At 44.7% G+C, this 17,692-nt stretch carries 11 protein-coding genes; 4 read left to right on the top strand and 7 right to left on the bottom strand.

All coding sequences use genetic code 11. The annotated features are described in order from the left end of the window. Positions 1-230 precede the first annotated feature (230 nt). From FM038_RS15510 to FM038_RS15480, 7 genes are all read right to left on the bottom strand, one after another. Positions 231-1,733, bottom strand: coding sequence for a tryptophan halogenase family protein (locus tag FM038_RS15510; RefSeq protein ID WP_419555596.1), 1,503 nt, complete (start codon positions 1,731-1,733; stop codon positions 231-233). A gap of 48 nt (positions 1,734-1,781) precedes the next feature. Beyond that, entirely contained in the window at positions 1,782-3,323 is a 1,542-nt protein-coding gene (locus tag FM038_RS15505; RefSeq protein WP_199242752.1) for a tryptophan halogenase family protein, read from the bottom strand. A 162-nt stretch (positions 3,324-3,485) separates the two neighbouring features. Further along, complete coding sequence (locus tag FM038_RS15500) at positions 3,486-6,455, bottom strand: TonB-dependent receptor (RefSeq protein ID WP_419555595.1); 2,970 nt, start codon at positions 6,453-6,455, stop codon at positions 3,486-3,488. Between the two features lie 580 nt (positions 6,456-7,035). Continuing rightward, complete coding sequence (locus FM038_RS15495; protein ID WP_142874247.1) at positions 7,036-8,034, bottom strand: LacI family DNA-binding transcriptional regulator; 999 nt, start codon at positions 8,032-8,034, stop codon at positions 7,036-7,038. A 119-nt stretch (positions 8,035-8,153) separates the two neighbouring features. Further along, positions 8,154-8,330 carry a hypothetical protein gene (locus FM038_RS15490; RefSeq protein WP_185965846.1) on the bottom strand — a complete coding sequence of 59 codons (177 nt, stop codon included), beginning with the start codon at positions 8,328-8,330 and terminating at the stop codon, positions 8,154-8,156. 19 nt (positions 8,331-8,349) lie between these two features. Continuing rightward, positions 8,350-9,885 (bottom strand): MFS transporter, encoded by a 1,536-nt coding sequence (locus tag FM038_RS15485; protein ID WP_142874246.1) that lies wholly within the window; start codon positions 9,883-9,885, stop codon positions 8,350-8,352. 52 nt (positions 9,886-9,937) lie between these two features. Further along, positions 9,938-11,266: a GH1 family beta-glucosidase gene (locus FM038_RS15480; RefSeq protein WP_142874245.1), complete on the bottom strand. Its 1,329-nt coding sequence runs from the start codon at positions 11,264-11,266 to the stop codon at positions 9,938-9,940. 317 nt (positions 11,267-11,583) lie between these two features. Here FM038_RS15480 and FM038_RS15475 point away from each other — a divergent pair, with 317 nt between their 5' ends. From FM038_RS15475 to FM038_RS15460, 4 genes are all read left to right on the top strand, one after another. Then, a complete protein-coding gene (locus FM038_RS15475) occupies positions 11,584-12,927 on the top strand; it encodes a sugar MFS transporter (RefSeq protein ID WP_142874244.1) in 1,344 nt (447 codons plus the stop codon). Further along, a complete protein-coding gene (locus FM038_RS15470) occupies positions 12,924-15,512 on the top strand; it encodes a glycoside hydrolase family 3 protein (protein ID WP_142874243.1) in 2,589 nt (862 codons plus the stop codon). The genes FM038_RS15475 and FM038_RS15470 overlap by 4 nt, the downstream gene beginning before the upstream one ends. 304 nt (positions 15,513-15,816) lie before the next feature. Further along, positions 15,817-16,707, top strand: coding sequence for a fructokinase (mak, locus tag FM038_RS15465; RefSeq protein WP_142874796.1), 891 nt, complete (start codon positions 15,817-15,819; stop codon positions 16,705-16,707). A 77-nt stretch (positions 16,708-16,784) separates the two neighbouring features. Then, positions 16,785-17,525, top strand: coding sequence for a YdcF family protein (locus FM038_RS15460; RefSeq protein WP_185965845.1), 741 nt, complete (start codon positions 16,785-16,787; stop codon positions 17,523-17,525). The last annotated feature ends 167 nt before the right edge of the window (positions 17,526-17,692 follow it).

Here is a 17,692-nt window from a genome sequence, read left to right as displayed (position 1 = left end):
GGTATTTCAGTCAGGTGTGACAGTATTGGGATAATAAATAGAGGTAAATTCGATTTTTGTATCGTCATTTTTGCACTTTTGCTGAGTGAATGTTGCTTGTGTACCTCAGCCGTTACCACCACTTTAAAGCGAGGTGAAACTATGTCCTGAGTGACATAGTTTCCCTGCGGGTATGATGAGCTTACTCCGTTGAGTTTCTATCGATTTAGCATGGGGCTAATTTATGCCTATCAAGAGATGGGCATAGATTTACAGTATTGATCGATAAATTGTTGGTGAGTGGGGAATTGGGCCACTTTTTTATCCACCATCTGCTTGAGGCCTGTTAGGAATCGTTTGAGTTCATCATCACTCATGTTATCAACAATTTGATGATAGCCCTTTGGCATAATACCTTGCCCTAACATGACTTGAGTCCAGGAGTCGATTCTAAACAGCTCTGTCTCTGTGATACAGACACATGCAGTGTCTTCAAATAATGCAATGCGATGGGCTAACGTTTCTGGTATTTCCATATTGTGGCAGTAACGCCAAAATGGGGTATCGTCTCTGTTAGTGGCCTTGTAGTGAAGAATGATGAAGTCTCGAATGCGCTCCATCTCCTCTTTTGTCTGCTTATTATATTCGTTGATATTGGCTTGGCTTATCTCGCCTTGGGGAAACAGTTTCATCAGACGAAGTATTGATGACATGATCAGGTGCAGAGCCGTCGACTCAACAGGTTCGACAAAACCGCTAGAGAGCCCAATCGCGACGCAGTTTTTGCTCCAGCCTTTTAAACGCCGGCCGGTATTATATTTGAATACTCTGGGTTCAGTGATGGCGGGAGACTCTAGATTATCCATCAGACTGGCGATGGCATCTTCATCGGATGTGAATCGGCTGCAGTAGACCAAGCCATTCCCGACCCTATGTTGCAGTGGAATACGCCATTGCCAACCAAAGTCTCTGGCCATTGATTGAGTATAGGGCCTGGGCTCGCCTGATTTTTCAGTTTGCACTGCCACGGCTGCATCACAAGGGAGTAAATGGCTGTAACTTTCAAAACCAGTATTGAGTGCGCCTTCAATCAGTCTGGCTTTAAAGCCGGTGCAGTCGATAAACAGATCACCCTCGATGATCTGGCCATTTTCAAGCCTTACCGCTTCAATAAAACCATTTGTTGGGTTGATGATCACATCATCTATAATGCCCTCAATATGGGTGACTCCCTGTTTAGCTGAAAAGTCAGACAGGTATTTTGCATACAGGCCTGCATCCATATGGTAAGCGTAATTGAGTGATGAGTCTTTAGAACCCAAGAACTTGCCCTGCTTGGCGGCTTGCAGCTCAGTGCAATAGTCACCAAACTCGGCAGCAATGCCCTTTTGCTTACCTGCAATCCAGAAGTGTTGAAATTCGCCAGCCCAGCATTCCTTGCCCGTGGTACCAAAAGAGTGGATGTAGTTATCGTCCAGTGCTCCCCAGTTGGTGAACTCGATACCCAGTTTGAATGTGCCCTGGACTGCGCGCATAAACACTTGCTCATCGATGCCAAGCAACTGATTAAATACTCGTATTGGAGGAATGGTTGCTTCACCAACCCCTATACGCCCAATCTCTTCAGACTCAATCAGGCAGATATCGAGATTTTTACCTAGAAGCTTTGACAGGGCGGCAGCTGTCATCCAACCTGCTGAGCCCCCTCCTGCAATGACAACTTTCTGCTTTTTTTTATTTTTGTTGGCGTCCATCATCTTTCCTTATTGTTGCAAAGTGGAGATTGATATTTGGATTTAACATTACTGGGTGAGGAGCTTGAGTAACTCGCGGTTGGTCGGAAGTCCTGTGATATATTTGCGTTTATTTTGCTGTATATCATCGAAACTTGTCTTGGCTACATTGAGGTTGTCTGATTGCTTGGCTATTTTAGGTAGCAGAGTCTGGAAGCCCATGCCGTACAGCACATATTGGTAGCTTGCAGAGGGAAATACCTCTTCATTCTGCATCAGATCATGCCTATTCGGCACTTTATATTTCCACAGTTCTAGCTGCTCCTGAAGACTATCAGGTAGGGTATTGTTATGTCGATTATCTAACCAGTAATCAGAATCTTGACGTTCGCTAAGCACATAGTGCAATTTGAGAAAATCGATGACCCGTGACCAGCGATACGTGAATCGTTGATTATATCGCTTAGCAGTGATATCCATTTGGGCTCTATGTACGGGGAGCTCTTCACTGATCATGCTCGCTGATAGCTCGATGAGCGCCAGAGCCGAGGCTTCTAATGGCTCGATAAAACCCGATGCCATACCGACAGCCACACAGTTTTTGTGCCAAAACTTGTCTCTATGGCCTGGAGTAAAGCTGATTTTTCTCGGGCTTAGCTGCTCAGCGCGTACTTGTCCTATGGATTTGGCGACATAAGTGATTAAATCATCCTGGATCTGCTGGTCACTTGTGTGGCTACTCGAGTAGGTATAGCCAACGCCTTGTCGCGAGGGCAGGCCAATATCCCAAATCCAGCCATTGCTTTGGGCTGTGGACTTAGTCGTCGAGGCAATTTGAGTATCGTCTTCATAATAGGGCACTTGCAGTGCCATGGCGCTGTCATTAAACAGAATATGACGTTTCTCGATAAAGGGAATATTGAAATGCTTGCCTAATAACAGGGATGACATACCTGTGCAGTCGATAAATAGATCGCCGCTGATATTTCCTGATCGCTTGGTACAGATCTCTGCGATGTCACCGTTACCGTCTGAAATGATATCAATCATATGATCCAACACATGTTTGACGCCTAACTTTGTGGTGCAATGTTGCATCAATAGCTTTGCAAATTTTGTTGCATCCAGATGATAACCATAGTTCGTGACGGCTGCATAATCGGGAGTACCCGCTTGCTTCGGGGCTCGTCCTGCATCGCACACAGCAGCTTGGATACTGGTGGTTTCGGCGAAACTTTGTTCGGGTGAAAACTCCTGCCAGGCTCGGTACAGGTTAGCTTGAGCATAGCCTTGAGGCGTCATAAAAGGATGATAATAACGATCATCTTGTTGACCGTTTTTCCAGCCGATAAATTGTGATCCTTGCTTGAAAGAGGCATCACAGCAAGTGATAAACTCAACTTCACTGATCCCTATTTTCTCTAAGGTAGAGCGCATCGAAGGCCAGGTACCCTCACCAACACCGATTGAGCTCACTTCTGGCGATTCAATGAGGGTCACATTGATGGTATCGGCAAGGTGAGAGTGGTGCTCTGCAGCAATCACAGCTGCGGTTAACCACCCCGCGGTTCCACCACCAACAATAGTCACTTCTTTTATGGCATCTATCATCATTCTTGCTTGCCTATTTTGAGTGTTTATAGAAACATTTTAATCATCAAAACGTTTTTACAAATATTCATTTAACGCTGTAGAAGTTAGATGATATGCCGCTGAGTCAGATAACCCAGCGGCATAGATATTTTTACTACTTGTCTAGATTTTTACTTTAGATTAAAAGGTGTAACGAGCGCCTAAGCTGTAGCGTGCACCGCCTTGTTCAAGATTCCAAAGCTGAGCATCAGTGCGTGCATGAGTACGGTAGCCTTCACCTGTAATATTGATGCCATCGAATGAGACTGAGAAATTCTCAAATACTTGATAGGATATAGTCAAATCAACTTGCTGATGCGCTTCAGTAAATACAGGGTCTTGACCCTTGGTTCCCGATAGGAACTCATCACGCCAGTTATAGGCGATACGTGTCTGAAAACCGAAGTTTTCATACATCAAGACTAAGTTAGCCGTATCACTTAAGCCAAACAGCGCAAACTGAGACTCACTTGGGTCGGCTGTGATGTCATATCCCACATCACCACTGACAGTGGTGTAGTTAGCTTGGGCACCGAAACCAGTATCACCGAAGAAGTGCTGTATCGCTAGCTCAAAGCCGTTGATCTTGGCGTCTTGGTTGTTAACTGGAGCACTGGTCTCAAAGTCCATCAGTGGATCGTCACTGTTGGCGATACCCGTGTAGTTATTCTCAAACCAAGTCGCATCTTGAGAGTAATAATCAATCCCTAAGTCATTGGCTGCAACCATAGAGAAGAGTGAGGTATCGGTCACCGACTCACCTAAGGCTTCTAAGTCTGCAATGGCTTGAGCCGCACGAGGGCCGTTACTCGGATCTCTTAAGCCATATTGATTCATGACTTCAGGCTCACTACCGATGAAGTTACTGACACGCTTCTCGTAGTAACCGATAGAGGCATAGCTAGCGTCATCGAAATACCATTCTGCAGAAATATCAAAATTGTCAGACTCGAAAGGGACAAGGCCTGGGTTACCACTCGACGCACCACCTGGCAGGGAGCCAGCTAAAATGGTTGGCGCTGTTGGGCCACCAAGGCCGATAACCGCCGCACTCATGTCATTATATGATGGACGAGAAATGGTCTTGCTATATGAGAAGCGTGCAATGACGTCCTCTACAACTTCGATATCCAAATCTAAGTTAGGCAGAAGGTGGCTATAGCTAGAATCGATAGAGACTGAGTTACTGTCTGCAATAGAGCCTTGCTGAACAGAGAAGTCATTGTTACTGTCCCAATGAACCGCTGTTGGAACGGCAGTATTAGATGTTGAAGTAATATCGGTTTTTTCATAACGAAGACCAACAACAACATTGTATGGCATCTCACCGAGCTCACCGGATAACTCAAATTGCACGTAAGCTGCGTTAATATCTTCTTCAATCAGGCTATCGGTAGAAACAGCATCGATACCACCGAAACCAAAGCCATACTTGTTTGCAGCCCAAGCACCCACTTCAGATGCACTACCAGTAAAGCCCTGAGTCCAGCCGCCAGCTGTGCTGTAGTCATCAAATTCGTCGGCATAATCGACAGGGGATAGGTAACCATCAGGAAGCTCACCTGGATTTGCTATACCCCAGCCGCCCATCTCGTTCATCAGATCTCTTTGAACTGTGTGGCTAGACATAGAGCGGTGCTCGATACCAAAGTCGATGCCGCCATTATCAAATTCGTATGAACCGTCTAAACGTATCTGGGTGATATCGGTTTCATGAGAGTACTCGTCTCTATCTAACATCGCTGTACCCACATCACCGGCATCAAGAACACCGTTAGGGTTTAAGCCTGGGTTAGTCGAGTCATCGAAATCGATCTGCATGAGTGGCAGGCCACCATTGTAAATACCCGTTTGACCGGCTGAAACATTGGCACCGAGACCGACATTGATCCAGCTACCATAAGCTGCATTCGGGCTACGCTCAGCCTTGGAGTCATGGGCATCTAACGTCAGGCTAAAATCATCGTTGACATCATAACTGAGGTTCAAGCCGATAGAGTTATTTTCGTTAAGTAGGTTACCTTCTTGCAATGCTAAGCCAAGGTCTCGTGGGTTCTGCCAGCGTCTGTCTTCGCTATGAATGATAGGTGTTTTTATTAACTCATCATCGAAGGTAAAATCGGTTTTAAACGAGTCCATCCAAATTGACTGCTCGGCTCTCTTCTCCAGCGTTTCCTGCCTTGAGTAGGTGTAATCTAAGGTCGCTGTGAACGCATCGACAGGGCGAAACTGTAGGGTTAGCTGAGCATTATCACGGATACGCTCTCTATCGGCGACTGAATAGCGAATATCAGAGGGAAGCGCATGAAGCTGGCCCATGGCGGGTGGATTGTTGAGTACAATCTTATCGCCATCTTGATCTGTGGTGGGGGTATTTGGCACAGTGCCATCCCAAGCCGAAGTGCGCCAGTCAGTGACAAAGGCGCCGACTGCAGCGCTGTGACGTACTTGATGACTCGCGGTTAGTGAGGCACCAAACATCTCATTATCATCGGTCCAGCTGATAAGGCCTGAAAGCTCAGGTGTCACATCATCACCGACACGGTTAGTTGTATCATGCAGTGCCTTGGCACCAATGCTTACTTTTAACCCTGGATTATTGAGAGGCTTATTTGTGACAATATTGATAGTACCGCCTATACCGCCAGATGCGATATTGGCTTTGCCTGTCTTATAGACTTCGACAGCACTTACACTCTCTGAAGCCAGGTTAGCGAAATCAAATGCACGGCTACTGCCATCACCCGCTGCAGGCATAGCACGACCATTTAATGTGACCATGTTGTATTGAGGACCAAAACCACGAATAGTAACTTGGCTACCTTCACCGTTACTGCGGTCGATGGCGACACCAGTAATACGTTGAAGAGACTCTGCTAAGTTAGAATCTGGAAACTTACCGATATCTTCTGCAGTGATAGCATCAACAACACCGCTAGCGCTTCTTTTTAGGTCGGTAGATTTAATCAAGCTGCCGCGGATGCCTTTTACGGCAATCACTTCGATATCTTGATCTTCTTCAGCTGCATACACTGGCGCAAAGGCTGTAGCACTTAGTGCTAGTGAAAGGCTTGTCGCTAATGCTGTTCTCTTAAATTTTTGTTGTTGCATTTCCATCTCCCCCCGGAAACATTCAATCATAATTTTATTTATCAATTCTAATATGCCGAACCAAAATGTAAGCGCTTTCAAAACAGCTTAAAAAAATAAAGGAGACTCTAGATGTTCAAATTTGTAAGCGCTTACACAAAACTAGGTTAAATAATAATCGCAGTCAACATAAAAGTTACTTTATTTTAACAAATCTTATTTTTCAATGAAAGTGGTCATTTGTATCGCGTTGATTTTATGTGGATTTGACTTGGTTTTAATTTTCGTCACATTAGTCGTTAAATCTATTTTTAGGCTGGTTTGTAGCGTTTTTGTTGATAGTTATTGACTGGGTATCGAGTGAATATGGAGTTGGTATTGGTTGGTTAGTTTAATTGACTGATTTAGTCATACCAGTCGATAAGTCTGTTTATCAATTAAGAGAATGAGAATAAATCTGTTGAAGCTTGTCTTGTTGAGGGGGATCTGAAATTTAGGTTGGGAATTTATCTAGCAAAGTCGGTGAGATAATGCACCGACAAAGCAGAGTGGGGCTGGCAGAAGACCGATTTTATGATCTTCGTTCATATTGTTGTCTAGATTATACGTTCTTAATGGAATTTCGAAGAATCAAAGCGGGATCAAACATGTTTTTGATATCAAGAGACCTATCTTTATAGGTGTTTTTTAAGATCCAACGTGCGGCCATATGACCCATTTCACCTATCGGGTAATCGATAGTCGATAACTTTGGGTGGATGTAGTTGGCTAGAATGATATTATCAAAACCTATTATGGAAATATCGGCCGGTATATTCAATTGCATCTGCCTTGCTGCATCCATGGCACCTGCAGCCGTTTCATCATTAGCACATACCAGGGCGGTAAATTCAACGTTTCCGGCTTTGAGAGTCCTAAAACCTTGGCTCCCTCCCTTTTCCAGGTAATCCCCTTCAAACATCAGTAATGGATTAAACTCAATTCCAGATTCAGCCAGCGCTTGCTTGTGACCCTTTAAGCGAGCCTGAGTATCTACTTTCCACATAGGCCCGGAAATATAGGCTAAAGACTTATGCCCCGAGTTGATAATGGCTTTTGTCGCTAAATATCCCCCTAATTGGTTATCTAGAAATATGCAGTTATCTTTGAGCGCTGGAATATATCGATTGATAAGCACGATAGGGGTTGAGCCTTTACTTAACTCGATCAGATACTCATCAGAAACCGCCTCAACATGAAGAATAAGCGCATCACAGCGGCGGTCGATCAGAAATTCGATACCTTCTTTTTCGCTTTGTTCGTCGCTATGACCAGCGGCAATGATGACATGTTTTTTCGCTGTTCTCAGCTCAGCTTCAATGCCACTCATCATAGCGCCATAGAAGGGGCCGTGGAGCTCAGAAACTAATATACCTACACTGTTTGAGCGACTCGAAGCCAGTGATTGTGCAATTGAGTTAGGCCGATAACCAAGTTGCTTCATGGCATCGAGCACTTTTTTCTCGGTTTTCTCACTGACCTTAGTATTTTTATTCATCACTCTGGATACTGTCGCTAACGACACTCCAGCTAGCACTGAGACATCATAAATGGTTGCCATATTCTTCCTTATTGTGCTTAAATCGATTGGTGTTACGAAAATAAAACGATGACGCTATCTTATTCTTTACGCTACAAATTTACCAAAGCTTTTAGCTATTATTGTTTGTGTTTAACGTTTTATTGTGAACACTCGCGGTCATGGGAAGATGACTCATGTTGCTGAACATTCAGTTGCCTACGTATTTTTTCTACTGTCCGGTCATCAAGTTGATACCAGTGCATTATCGCTGCAACAATCAGTGAACCTATTGCTGGATACAGTGTGAAGGAGAGTAAGATACCATATTGAGTCATTATCCTTGCTGATTTAGGACTAAGCTGGCGCCAACGTATTTCTACGTTTAGCCAGCTCTTCGCCAATCTCTTGGTTCTGTCTGCAGCCTAGTGGATAAAACAGCATCAAGATGACACCCGCAAAAGCAAAGCCTGCTGGGATCCAGCTCAGGAGTAGTTTCATGCCTGGCAATGAAGCTGCAATGGTTGAACTGTCCATGCCATCGTAGCCATAGCCAGCGAGTACCACGAGTACGAGGGCACCAGCAAATCCTCCACCTGTTTTTTGCACAAAGGTGCCGGCCGAATAGATAAGCCCGGTTGCACGGCGGCCGTTTTTCCATTCAGAGTAATCAGCCGAGTCACCCAGCATCGAAAAAAATAGCGTTGGCATCATGGCGGCAAAAAATTCAGCTGCGCAGCCTAGTGAGAAAATGGCGACAATATTGCCATCAGGCACCCAGTAGAAGCCGGCGGTTAGTAGGCCACTAAGCAGGAGTGATATGATAAATAAGTTACGTTTCCCCCATATTTTGGACAGATAGCTGGTAGACAGTGCCCCAAGAATTGATACTAAAAGCAGTGCAACGAAATATTGACCCGCCATCAGTTCATCACCGACTTGATATTTAAAGTAGTAGGCGATGACCCCATACTTGATGCCATTAAACATCATAGTGAGGAACCCCATTCCAAGTAGTATCAGCCAAGGTTTGTTGGTGAGCAGGTCAACCATATCCCTTTGGGTTCTGGATATGCTTGTTGTGTCTTGGTTGATAAGTCTCTTAATCACAAACCACATCAGTGCCATGACTAGAAAGAAGAACGCTGCGCTATATAAGTTGCGATAGTAGAAAAACAGTGTTGTTGCTAGCAGTGGCAAAATAATGAAGGGTAAGTTTTTAAATAGATCCTTAAGTTCAGTGGATAGCTTGCTGGATTGATCGATTGTGGGAGTGACACGTTCTTTGGTTGTAACGAAGGTGATGACCATTAATGCCATCAATATAGCTGCGAACAGGTACATGGAGTATTGATAACCTTTTGAGTCATCACCGGCACCGAAATAGGCGACTAAATCGGGTAAAAATCCCATGACTAACAGACCGCCGCCGAAGGCACCTGCAAACCTGAACCCTGAAAGGCTGGTGCGCTCGGTGTCACTCGCTGTCATAACGCCCATTAACGCGGAGTAGGGGACATTATTTAAGGTATAAGCCAGCGTTAAGCCTATGTAAGTGACGTAAGCATATATCAGTTTATTTTGATCGCTGAGATCTGGCGTTGTGAAGCATAAGACCATAAATAGGGCTAGAAAGGGGGTCGATATTAAAATCCAGGGGCGAAATTTACCCCAGCGAGTCGATGTTCGGTCAGCTATCATCCCCATGATGATGTCGGTAACGCCATCGGATAAACGAACGACTAAAAAGAGCATAGCCGCTGCGGCAGCAGTTAAACCAAAGGTATCAGTATAGAACACAGCCAGATAAGCTAATGCGCCTCGCCAAACTAAGTTGGCGGCAGCATCTCCCATGGCATAACCTACTTTCTCATATGTGGGTAAAGTACTCATTAGTCTTCCAAGTTATTGAATTAACGTTAGTTACAGCTTTGTTATTATAGTTTTATCTGTTACTTATTAGTTCTTTGTAGGCTAAACCACTGGACTTTATTGTTCTCTCTTGGGTTTCATAATCAACATAGACGATACCGAAACGTTTCAGATAACCTTCTGCCCATTCAAAATTATCCATCAAACTCCAGGCAAAATATCCACGTATATCGACACCTTGTTCGATGGCAACATTAACGGCTCTGAGATGATCTTGGTAGTAGTTAACTCTATCAAGATCTTTGACTTCTCCGTCTTTGAGTTTATCAGCAATGGCTGCTCCATTCTCTGTGATATAAACAGGTGGTAATTTATACAGAGTGTTGAGAGATATCAGCAGTTCGGTTAGTCCTTTGGGATAGACTTCCCAGCCCATATCTGTGTGAGTAGCGTCGTCGTTAGGCACTTCTTCAAAGATGTTCTGCTCATTAGCCTTATAGATAAGACGGGTGTAATAGTTCACACCAAGGAAATCTAACGGATGAGAGATGATGTCAAGATCGCCATCGTGAATATCCGGCCTAACATCTGTGGGTAGCGCTTCAAGTAAGTCCGGGTAAGCGCCATCCATAATAGGTTTGATATACCATTGATTCATATAATCATCTGCATACTTGGTAGCAGCAATGTCGGCCGCATCCTCAGAGCTTGAATAACAAGGGGTAAAATTGAGTACAATTCCATTTTGAGCATCGGGGCAATTTTTTTGTAATACTCGCATCGCCAGACCATGAGCCAAGAGTAAATGATGAGCAGCAGCTCTGCCTGCTTTAGCCTTGGCAATACCTGGGGCATGAACCCCCACTTCGTAACCTAGGTAGGCGCTGCAGAATGGCTCATTTAGGGTCGCGTAGGAAGCGACCCTATTGCCAAAAGCGCTAGAGATTTTATCGGCATAGTCACTAAACAGGTAAGCCGTTTCACGATTTAACCAGCCGCCATTATCTTCAATATGTTGGGGTAGATCCCAGTGATATAGTGTCACAAAGGCTTTGATATTGAACAGTTTTAGTCTGTCGAGCAGTTTAATGTAAAAGTCGACCCCCTCGTTATTTAGGCTGCCATCTTGGTTTATGACTCGTCCCCAGGAGATAGACAAGCGATAGGCGTCAACATTGAGACTGGAGATCAGTTGTAAATCTTTTTCCCAAAGATTGACATGGTCACAAGCGGTTAACCCATCAGATTGATCGACGATGGCACCCGGCTTTTGGCAAAAGGTATCCCATATATTTGGAAGGCGATTAGTCGCACTTCCTTCAATCTGGAAGGACGCCGTCGCCACCCCATAAGTAAACTTGGGCGATAACATCTGAGAGTCTTTTGGTAATTGTATTTTCATTGCAGTCATCAACATTGGTTAAATTTATCAGTAATGCAGTTGTTAATCACTGCGGCGTGTAATGCAAAGCTGCATACTCAGCATTGGAAGCGCTTACATATAGCTTGAAAGAAATTGCTATTCGTTACGAGTGTGTTATAAATGAAAGCGCTTACATTAAAGATAGAGCTTTGAATGTTAAAAATCAACAGATTTGTTTAACAGGTTTATCAGTTGTAACAAAGTTTACTGATGAGATGTGAGTGAAGCTAAGCTGAGGAGAACACTCAGCGACTCATAAATACTAATAAATATACCTAGCTAAATAGGGGAGAATTATGGCTGCGATACCTACTACACCAGATCAAGAACACCATCTTGCCAGTCAAGGCCATTACGGCAAGGCGCAAAATTATCGATTTCCACTGACTTGTTTAACTTCGCTATTCTTTATCTGGGGCTTGTTGACCAGTCTTAATGACATTCTTATTCCTTATCTTAAGGGGATGTTCGACCTTAGTTATACCCAAGCTATGCTGATCCAGTTTTGCTTTTTCGGGGCTTACTTTATTGTCTCTATACCTGCGGGGGCACTCGTCAGCAAGATAGGCTATCAAAAAGGGATTGTTGTCGGATTATTGATTGCAGGGGTGGGTGCCTTGTCTTTTTACCCTGTGGCGACAACGGGATCGTATTTCGCCTTCTTAGGGGCATTGTTTGTATTGGCCGCCGGGATCACCTTACTACAAGTTTCAGCTAATCCTTTTGTCAGTGTGCTTGGAGAGGCAAAAACAGCATCATCCAGGCTGACAATGACACAAGCATTCAACTCATTAGGTGCGACGTTGGCACCCATATTCGGTGGCTGGCTCATATTATCATCTGTTACTGACGCTGTTGATACTAATACTCAAAATCAGGCAACGGCGGTGCAAACGCCTTATCTTATATTGGCATCAGCGTTATTTATCATGGCACTTGTTTTTGCTTTTCTTAAGTTACCTAAAGTAGAAATCAAAGCAGAGGAGAGTAGTGGTGATAGTGCATCGCAGGCTTCTTCTCAAGAAGTGAAGTGTCGTCAAGAAGGCAGTGCCTGGCAGTATCGACACTTGGTATTAGGTGCGCTGGCAATTTTCGTTTATGTGGGCGCCGAGGTTGGCATTGGTAGTTTACTGATTAACTTTGCTGCTATGGATAGCATAGCCGGTTTAGAGGAGATGAAAGCCGCTAAATATGTGACCTATTATTGGGGCGGCGCCATGATAGGCCGTTTTGTCGGCGCGGTTGTGATGCAGAAAGTATCGGCAGGTAAGGTGTTAGGGGTTAATAGTCTCTTAGCTGTTATTTTGGTGCTGATCGCCACATTCTCTTCGGGTATGTTGGCGCTCTGGGCAATCATTCTTGTTGGTCTGTGTAATTCCATCATGTTTCCCACCATATTTACGCTTGCTTTAAGAGGGTTAAAGCAGCATACCAGTCAGGGTTCTGGGATCTTATGTTTAGCTATTGTTGGTGGTGCTTTACTTCCCGTAGCTCAAGGCGTTATTGCCGATATAGCAGGGATCCAATTGTCATTCTTACTGCCTATGCTCTGCTTTGTTTATATCGCATTTTATGGCTTGGTAGGCAGTCAAGCACGTAGTCGAATATCATCGGGTGCGACGCAGGGAACACTAAAATGATTCGATTTAGTAAAGCTATTATCCCATTAAGTTTACTTGGTTCTGCGCTGCTTACCTTGAATAGTTGTAGTCACAGAACTGAGGAGGACATAGATGGAAAACTGGCGACTCAAGCAACTTCTGTGGCACTGCTTGGGCAAGATACAGGTGATCAAAATATTGAGATTTGGCCTGAGCTATCAATGGGTTTGGCACCTGATATTGCTGATGAGCAACGAATAACTCAGCTCCTTAAGACTATGACATTAGAGCAGAAAGTGGCGCAGATGATCCAACCTGAGATCCGTGATATCAGTGTCGAAGAAATGCGTCAATATGGCTTTGGCTCCTATCTTAATGGTGGCGGCGCTTTTCCTGATAATAATAAACATGCGACGCCCGAAGATTGGATAAGGCTCGCCGAGGCTATGTATCAAGCCTCTGTCGATGATTCCCTTGATGGCTCTAATATTCCTACCATGTGGGGTACCGATGCAGTTCATGGTCATAATAATGTTATTGGAGCGACCCTGTTTCCTCACAATATAGGCCTTGGCGCAGCGCATAATCCTGCGCTTATCGAGCAAGTTGCGGCTATTACGGCTACTGAAGTGATGGTTACAGGTATCGACTGGGTGTTTGCACCAACCGTCGCAGTGGTCAGAGACGATAGGTGGGGCAGAACCTATGAAGGTTATTCTGAAGATCCCGAGATCGTAAAATCCTATGCAGGGGCAATCGTTCAAGGGCTTCAGGGAGCGGTAGGGAGAGATTTTCTCGGTGATAACCGCGTTATCGCCACGGTGAAACACTTCCTTGGAGATGGCGGAACCCAAGGTGGCGTCGATCAGGGGAATACTATTTCATCCGAGCAAGAGTTATTCGATATTCATGCTCAAGGCTATGTGAGTGGTTTAAGTGTCGGCGCACAAACGGTGATGGCGTCATTCAATAGCTGGAATGGAGACAAAAACCATGGCAATCACTATCTGTTAACCCAAGTGTTAAAAGAGCGCATGGGGTTCGATGGCCTAGTGGTTGGAGACTGGAATGGACATGGGCAGATACCAGGTTGCAGCAATGAAAGCTGTGCTCAGGCAGCCAATGCCGGGCTCGATATCTTTATGGTGCCAACAGCTGCCTGGAAACCTCTGTATGAAAATACATTAGCTCAAGTTCGAAGTGGTGAGATACCTACTTCACGCATCGATGATGCAGTGAGTCGCATTCTACGGGTTAAATTAAGAGCTGGCTTGTTTGAAAAACCCAGTCCTGCTAACCGAGTACTATCGGGTAAAACCGAGCTAATTGGCGCAGCAGCGCACAGGGATATTGCTAGGCAAGCTGTACGTGAGTCTCTGGTTATGCTGAAAAATCACAAGAATATATTACCTCTTTCCCCTAAGCTGCGGGTGCTCGTTGCCGGTGATGGCGCGGATAATATAGGTAAACAATCTGGAGGCTGGAGCATTACCTGGCAGGGGACGAATAACAGTAATGCTGACTTCCCTGGAGGTTCCTCCATCTATGATGGCATTGAGCAAACCGTTGTTGCCGCTGGTGGTCATGTTGAGCTGAGTGTGAATGGCGAGTATAGCGAGAAACCCGATGTTGCAGTTGTGGTGTTTGGTGAAGAACCTTACGCCGAGGGCGTGGGTGATGTTGAGCATCTCGAATTTCAAGCCAATACCAAGCATGACTTGGCTCTGTTACAGAAACTAAAGGCGCAAGGCATTCCCGTTGTTTCAATCTTTTTAACCGGTAGACCACTCTGGGTTAATGCAGAGCTAAATGCCTCTGATGCATTTGTGGTTGCCTGGTTGCCTGGCAGTGAGGGGGACGGTGTTGCAGAAGTCATTTTCTCCAAAGCTGATGGTAACGTTAACTATGCCATGTCAGGAAAATTATCATATTCATGGCCTGCTAACGCGCTAGACACTGAGGTTAATCGCTTTGATCGTGAGTATGCCCCCCTGTTTGCCTATGGTTATGGGCTCAGTTATGGAGAGGTAGACATATTAAGAGCTGACTTATCGGAAAAGGTCGATAGGCAAGAAGCTCAACTGACAGCCATGTCCATTTTCGATGGTTCAGTTAAGGCGCCATGGCAGTTAATGATCGACAGCAAGGGAGTAAGAGAGCCTATCTTGAGCAGTTTGCAAACCAATGAATTTGTCGAATTTCAAACCCGTGACAGAGAGGTGCAGGAGGATGCTTGGCAGGTAACCTTTAATGGCAAAGGGAAGGGTGCTGTTAGCTTTGTCAGTCAGTCTGTTGTTGATATGAAAAGGTTTCAAGGTGTTAACGCTGTCTTATCTATCCAGCTTAAACTCAATTATCCTGTGAACACTCAGGTTCAATTAGCCATGGAGTGCGGGAAGCATTGCGCCGGTAGCGTGCAGCTAGAGCCCCTGCTTAAGAACATGGAGATTGAACAGTGGCAAACATTAACAGTCGATCTTGCTTGCTTTGATAAGGCCGGTGCGAAATTGGATAAGATCAGTTCCCCGTTTACTTTATCGAGTATTGGACAGCTTAGTGTCACCTTCTCAAGTATTTCTATCGAGCTGTTAGATGAAGAGGAAGCCGATATTTCTTGTCATTAAACTAAGTTAACTCTGGTTTCTCTGAGTTGCTTGTGTGCTGAAAAAAAGGACTTTTTTTTAACAGCTTTTGAGGTTGGAGCTAAAGCACAAGGAATTACCTTTTGGTAATAAGTGCTAATTTTTATTTTATGGGAGTGGCTGTATTACTGTCACACTCATGTGCAAGATTGACCTGTATCGTTCGGGCCAAAATGAATTTGATTGCTGAGGTGTTTAGCGCGCTATCTTTAAACATAGGCATAATTTAATCTGATTCGTATAGGCAAAATTGAAATTAATAAGAGTCGATAGTGGAGTAAGACAGATGTTGCGAATGGGCGTTGATCTTGGTGGAACTAAAATAGAGCTGGTAGCCTTGAATGCTGAGGGGAAAGAGCTGTTTAGGAAACGTTTACCTACACCTAGAGAGTATGAGGCTACACTCGATATTATAGTGAGTCTAGTTGATGAAGCTGAGACTACATTGGGTATGGTGGGAAGTGTCGGTGTTGGTATTCCTGGTGTTATCTCGCCTTTTTCAGGCTTAGTTAAGAACGCAAATTCGACCTGGATCAATGGCAAACCTCTGGATATCGATTTAGGCCAACGCTTGAGTCGTGAAGTGAGGGTAGCTAATGATGCTAACTGTTTCGCCGTATCAGAAGCTGTCGACGGTGCAGGTGCTGGAAAGGGGGTTGTGTTTGGAGTCATCATAGGTACAGGTTGTGGCGGAGGGATCGCTATCAATGGTCGGGTACACAGTGGTGGCAATGGTATATGTGGTGAATGGGGTCATAACCCGTTGCCATGGATGTCAAAAGAGGAATTTAATAGCACCTCATGTTTTTGCGGTAATCATGATTGTATTGAGACCTTTATTTCAGGCACAGGTTTTGTGCGTGATTATAACCAAGATGGCGGCGATGCGGCTAAAGGATCAGAGATAATGGCAATGGTAGATGTTGACGATCCCCGTGCGGTTGCAGCTTTTGAACGTTATCTTGATAGGCTTGCAAGAGCACTTGCCCATGTGATTAACACATTAGACCCAGATGTGGTGGTTCTTGGAGGCGGCATGTCGAATATCGATGCCATTTATCCTCGATTACCCGAACTATTATCTCAATATGTATTAGGTGGTGAATGCCGCACACCGATAGTTCAAAACCTGTATGGTTGCTCGTCAGGCGTTCGTGGAGCCGCTTGGCTGTGGTAAGCCAGCTCCGTTAAAACTACAGAGTGAAAACTTATGTTAGACTAGCCCGAATTTAGTTTACTCGGGCTGTCGATTTAATGTTTTGGCTTAAAAAATTCATTTCCCAACTCTTTATGCCAATCCCCTTAGTGGTGCTACTGCTGCTATTTTGCATTGTGATGCTGAGAAATCGCAAACTGGTTCGCAGTATTTTATCCGTTGCTGTAGTCATACTTATTTTTTGCAGTAGCTCAGTGGGTAGCAACCTCCTCACCGCCCAGCTTGAAAATCAATATCAGGTCAATAACAAGTCTATTGCTCCGGGGTGCTTAATCATGGTGCTCGGCAGCGATCATGACGATGCTGTACAGGGAATGGCCACTCAAAAGTTATCGGCCACGGCTTTAGCTAGGTTAAGTGAAGGTGTCCGCCAGTATCATCGGGGAGAAGATTGTATTTTGGTTGTGAGTGGATGGGGAGGTAGTGATTCAAAAGTATCTCATGCCCAACTGTTGTCAGCGGCTGCCATGGAGCTAGGGATCCCTAAGGATCGTATTATCACTTTTCCATTAGCCAAAGATACCATTGAGGAAGCTCAGTACCTGAAATGGGAAGTGGGAGATGTGCCTTTTAGGTTAGTGACCTCATCGACTCATATGCCACGAGCGATGGCTATTTTTCAAAGTCAGGGCCTTAGCCCTGAAGCGGCGCCAACTGACTTTATCAGCAGGAAAGGTCATTGGTGGCGACTCGATGCGAATAATTTACTTTCATCCCAGCGTGCGATGCATGAATATGTCGGCAGGCTCTGGTTTACACTTAAATATGAAAGTGATTAGGCCAGTGTTAAATATTGCAACCAAACAGCAGTAAATAGGTCTTTTGGGATAATTCTTGGATATAGTAGCAGTACAGATTAACTCGAAATTGAAATCCCAATAGCAGTAATAGATCTTTTAGGGTAATTCTTGGATATTAAAACAATACAGATCAACTCGAAATTGAA

This window comes from Shewanella eurypsychrophilus (assembly GCF_007004545.3).
GTDB classification, from domain to species: Bacteria; Pseudomonadota; Gammaproteobacteria; order Enterobacterales; family Shewanellaceae; genus Shewanella; species Shewanella eurypsychrophilus.
Note: the sequence above shows the minus strand (reverse complement) of the source record. Positions and strands in the feature narration are given on the sequence as shown.

What these genes read in the sequence shown, in the direction of transcription:
- FM038_RS15495 (WP_142874247.1), bottom strand. Translation starts at nt 8,034, where the DNA reads ATGGCAACCATTTATGATGTCTCAGTGCTAGCTGGAGTGTCGTTAGCG.
- FM038_RS15460 (WP_185965845.1), top strand. Translation starts at nt 16,785, where the DNA reads ATGTTTTGGCTTAAAAAATTCATTTCCCAACTCTTTATGCCAATCCCC.
- mak (WP_142874796.1), top strand. Translation starts at nt 15,817, where the DNA reads ATGTTGCGAATGGGCGTTGATCTTGGTGGAACTAAAATAGAGCTGGTA.
- FM038_RS15490 (WP_185965846.1), bottom strand. Translation starts at nt 8,330, where the DNA reads ATGACTCAATATGGTATCTTACTCTCCTTCACACTGTATCCAGCAATA.
- FM038_RS15470 (WP_142874243.1), top strand. Translation starts at nt 12,924, where the DNA reads ATGATTCGATTTAGTAAAGCTATTATCCCATTAAGTTTACTTGGTTCT.
- FM038_RS15510 (WP_419555596.1), bottom strand. Translation starts at nt 1,733, where the DNA reads ATGGACGCCAACAAAAATAAAAAAAAGCAGAAAGTTGTCATTGCAGGA.
- FM038_RS15500 (WP_419555595.1), bottom strand. Translation starts at nt 6,455, where the DNA reads ATGCAACAACAAAAATTTAAGAGAACAGCATTAGCGACAAGCCTTTCA.
- FM038_RS15485 (WP_142874246.1), bottom strand. Translation starts at nt 9,885, where the DNA reads ATGAGTACTTTACCCACATATGAGAAAGTAGGTTATGCCATGGGAGAT.
- FM038_RS15505 (WP_199242752.1), bottom strand. Translation starts at nt 3,323, where the DNA reads ATGATAGATGCCATAAAAGAAGTGACTATTGTTGGTGGTGGAACCGCG.
- FM038_RS15480 (WP_142874245.1), bottom strand. Translation starts at nt 11,266, where the DNA reads ATGAAAATACAATTACCAAAAGACTCTCAGATGTTATCGCCCAAGTTT.
- FM038_RS15475 (WP_142874244.1), top strand. Translation starts at nt 11,584, where the DNA reads ATGGCTGCGATACCTACTACACCAGATCAAGAACACCATCTTGCCAGT.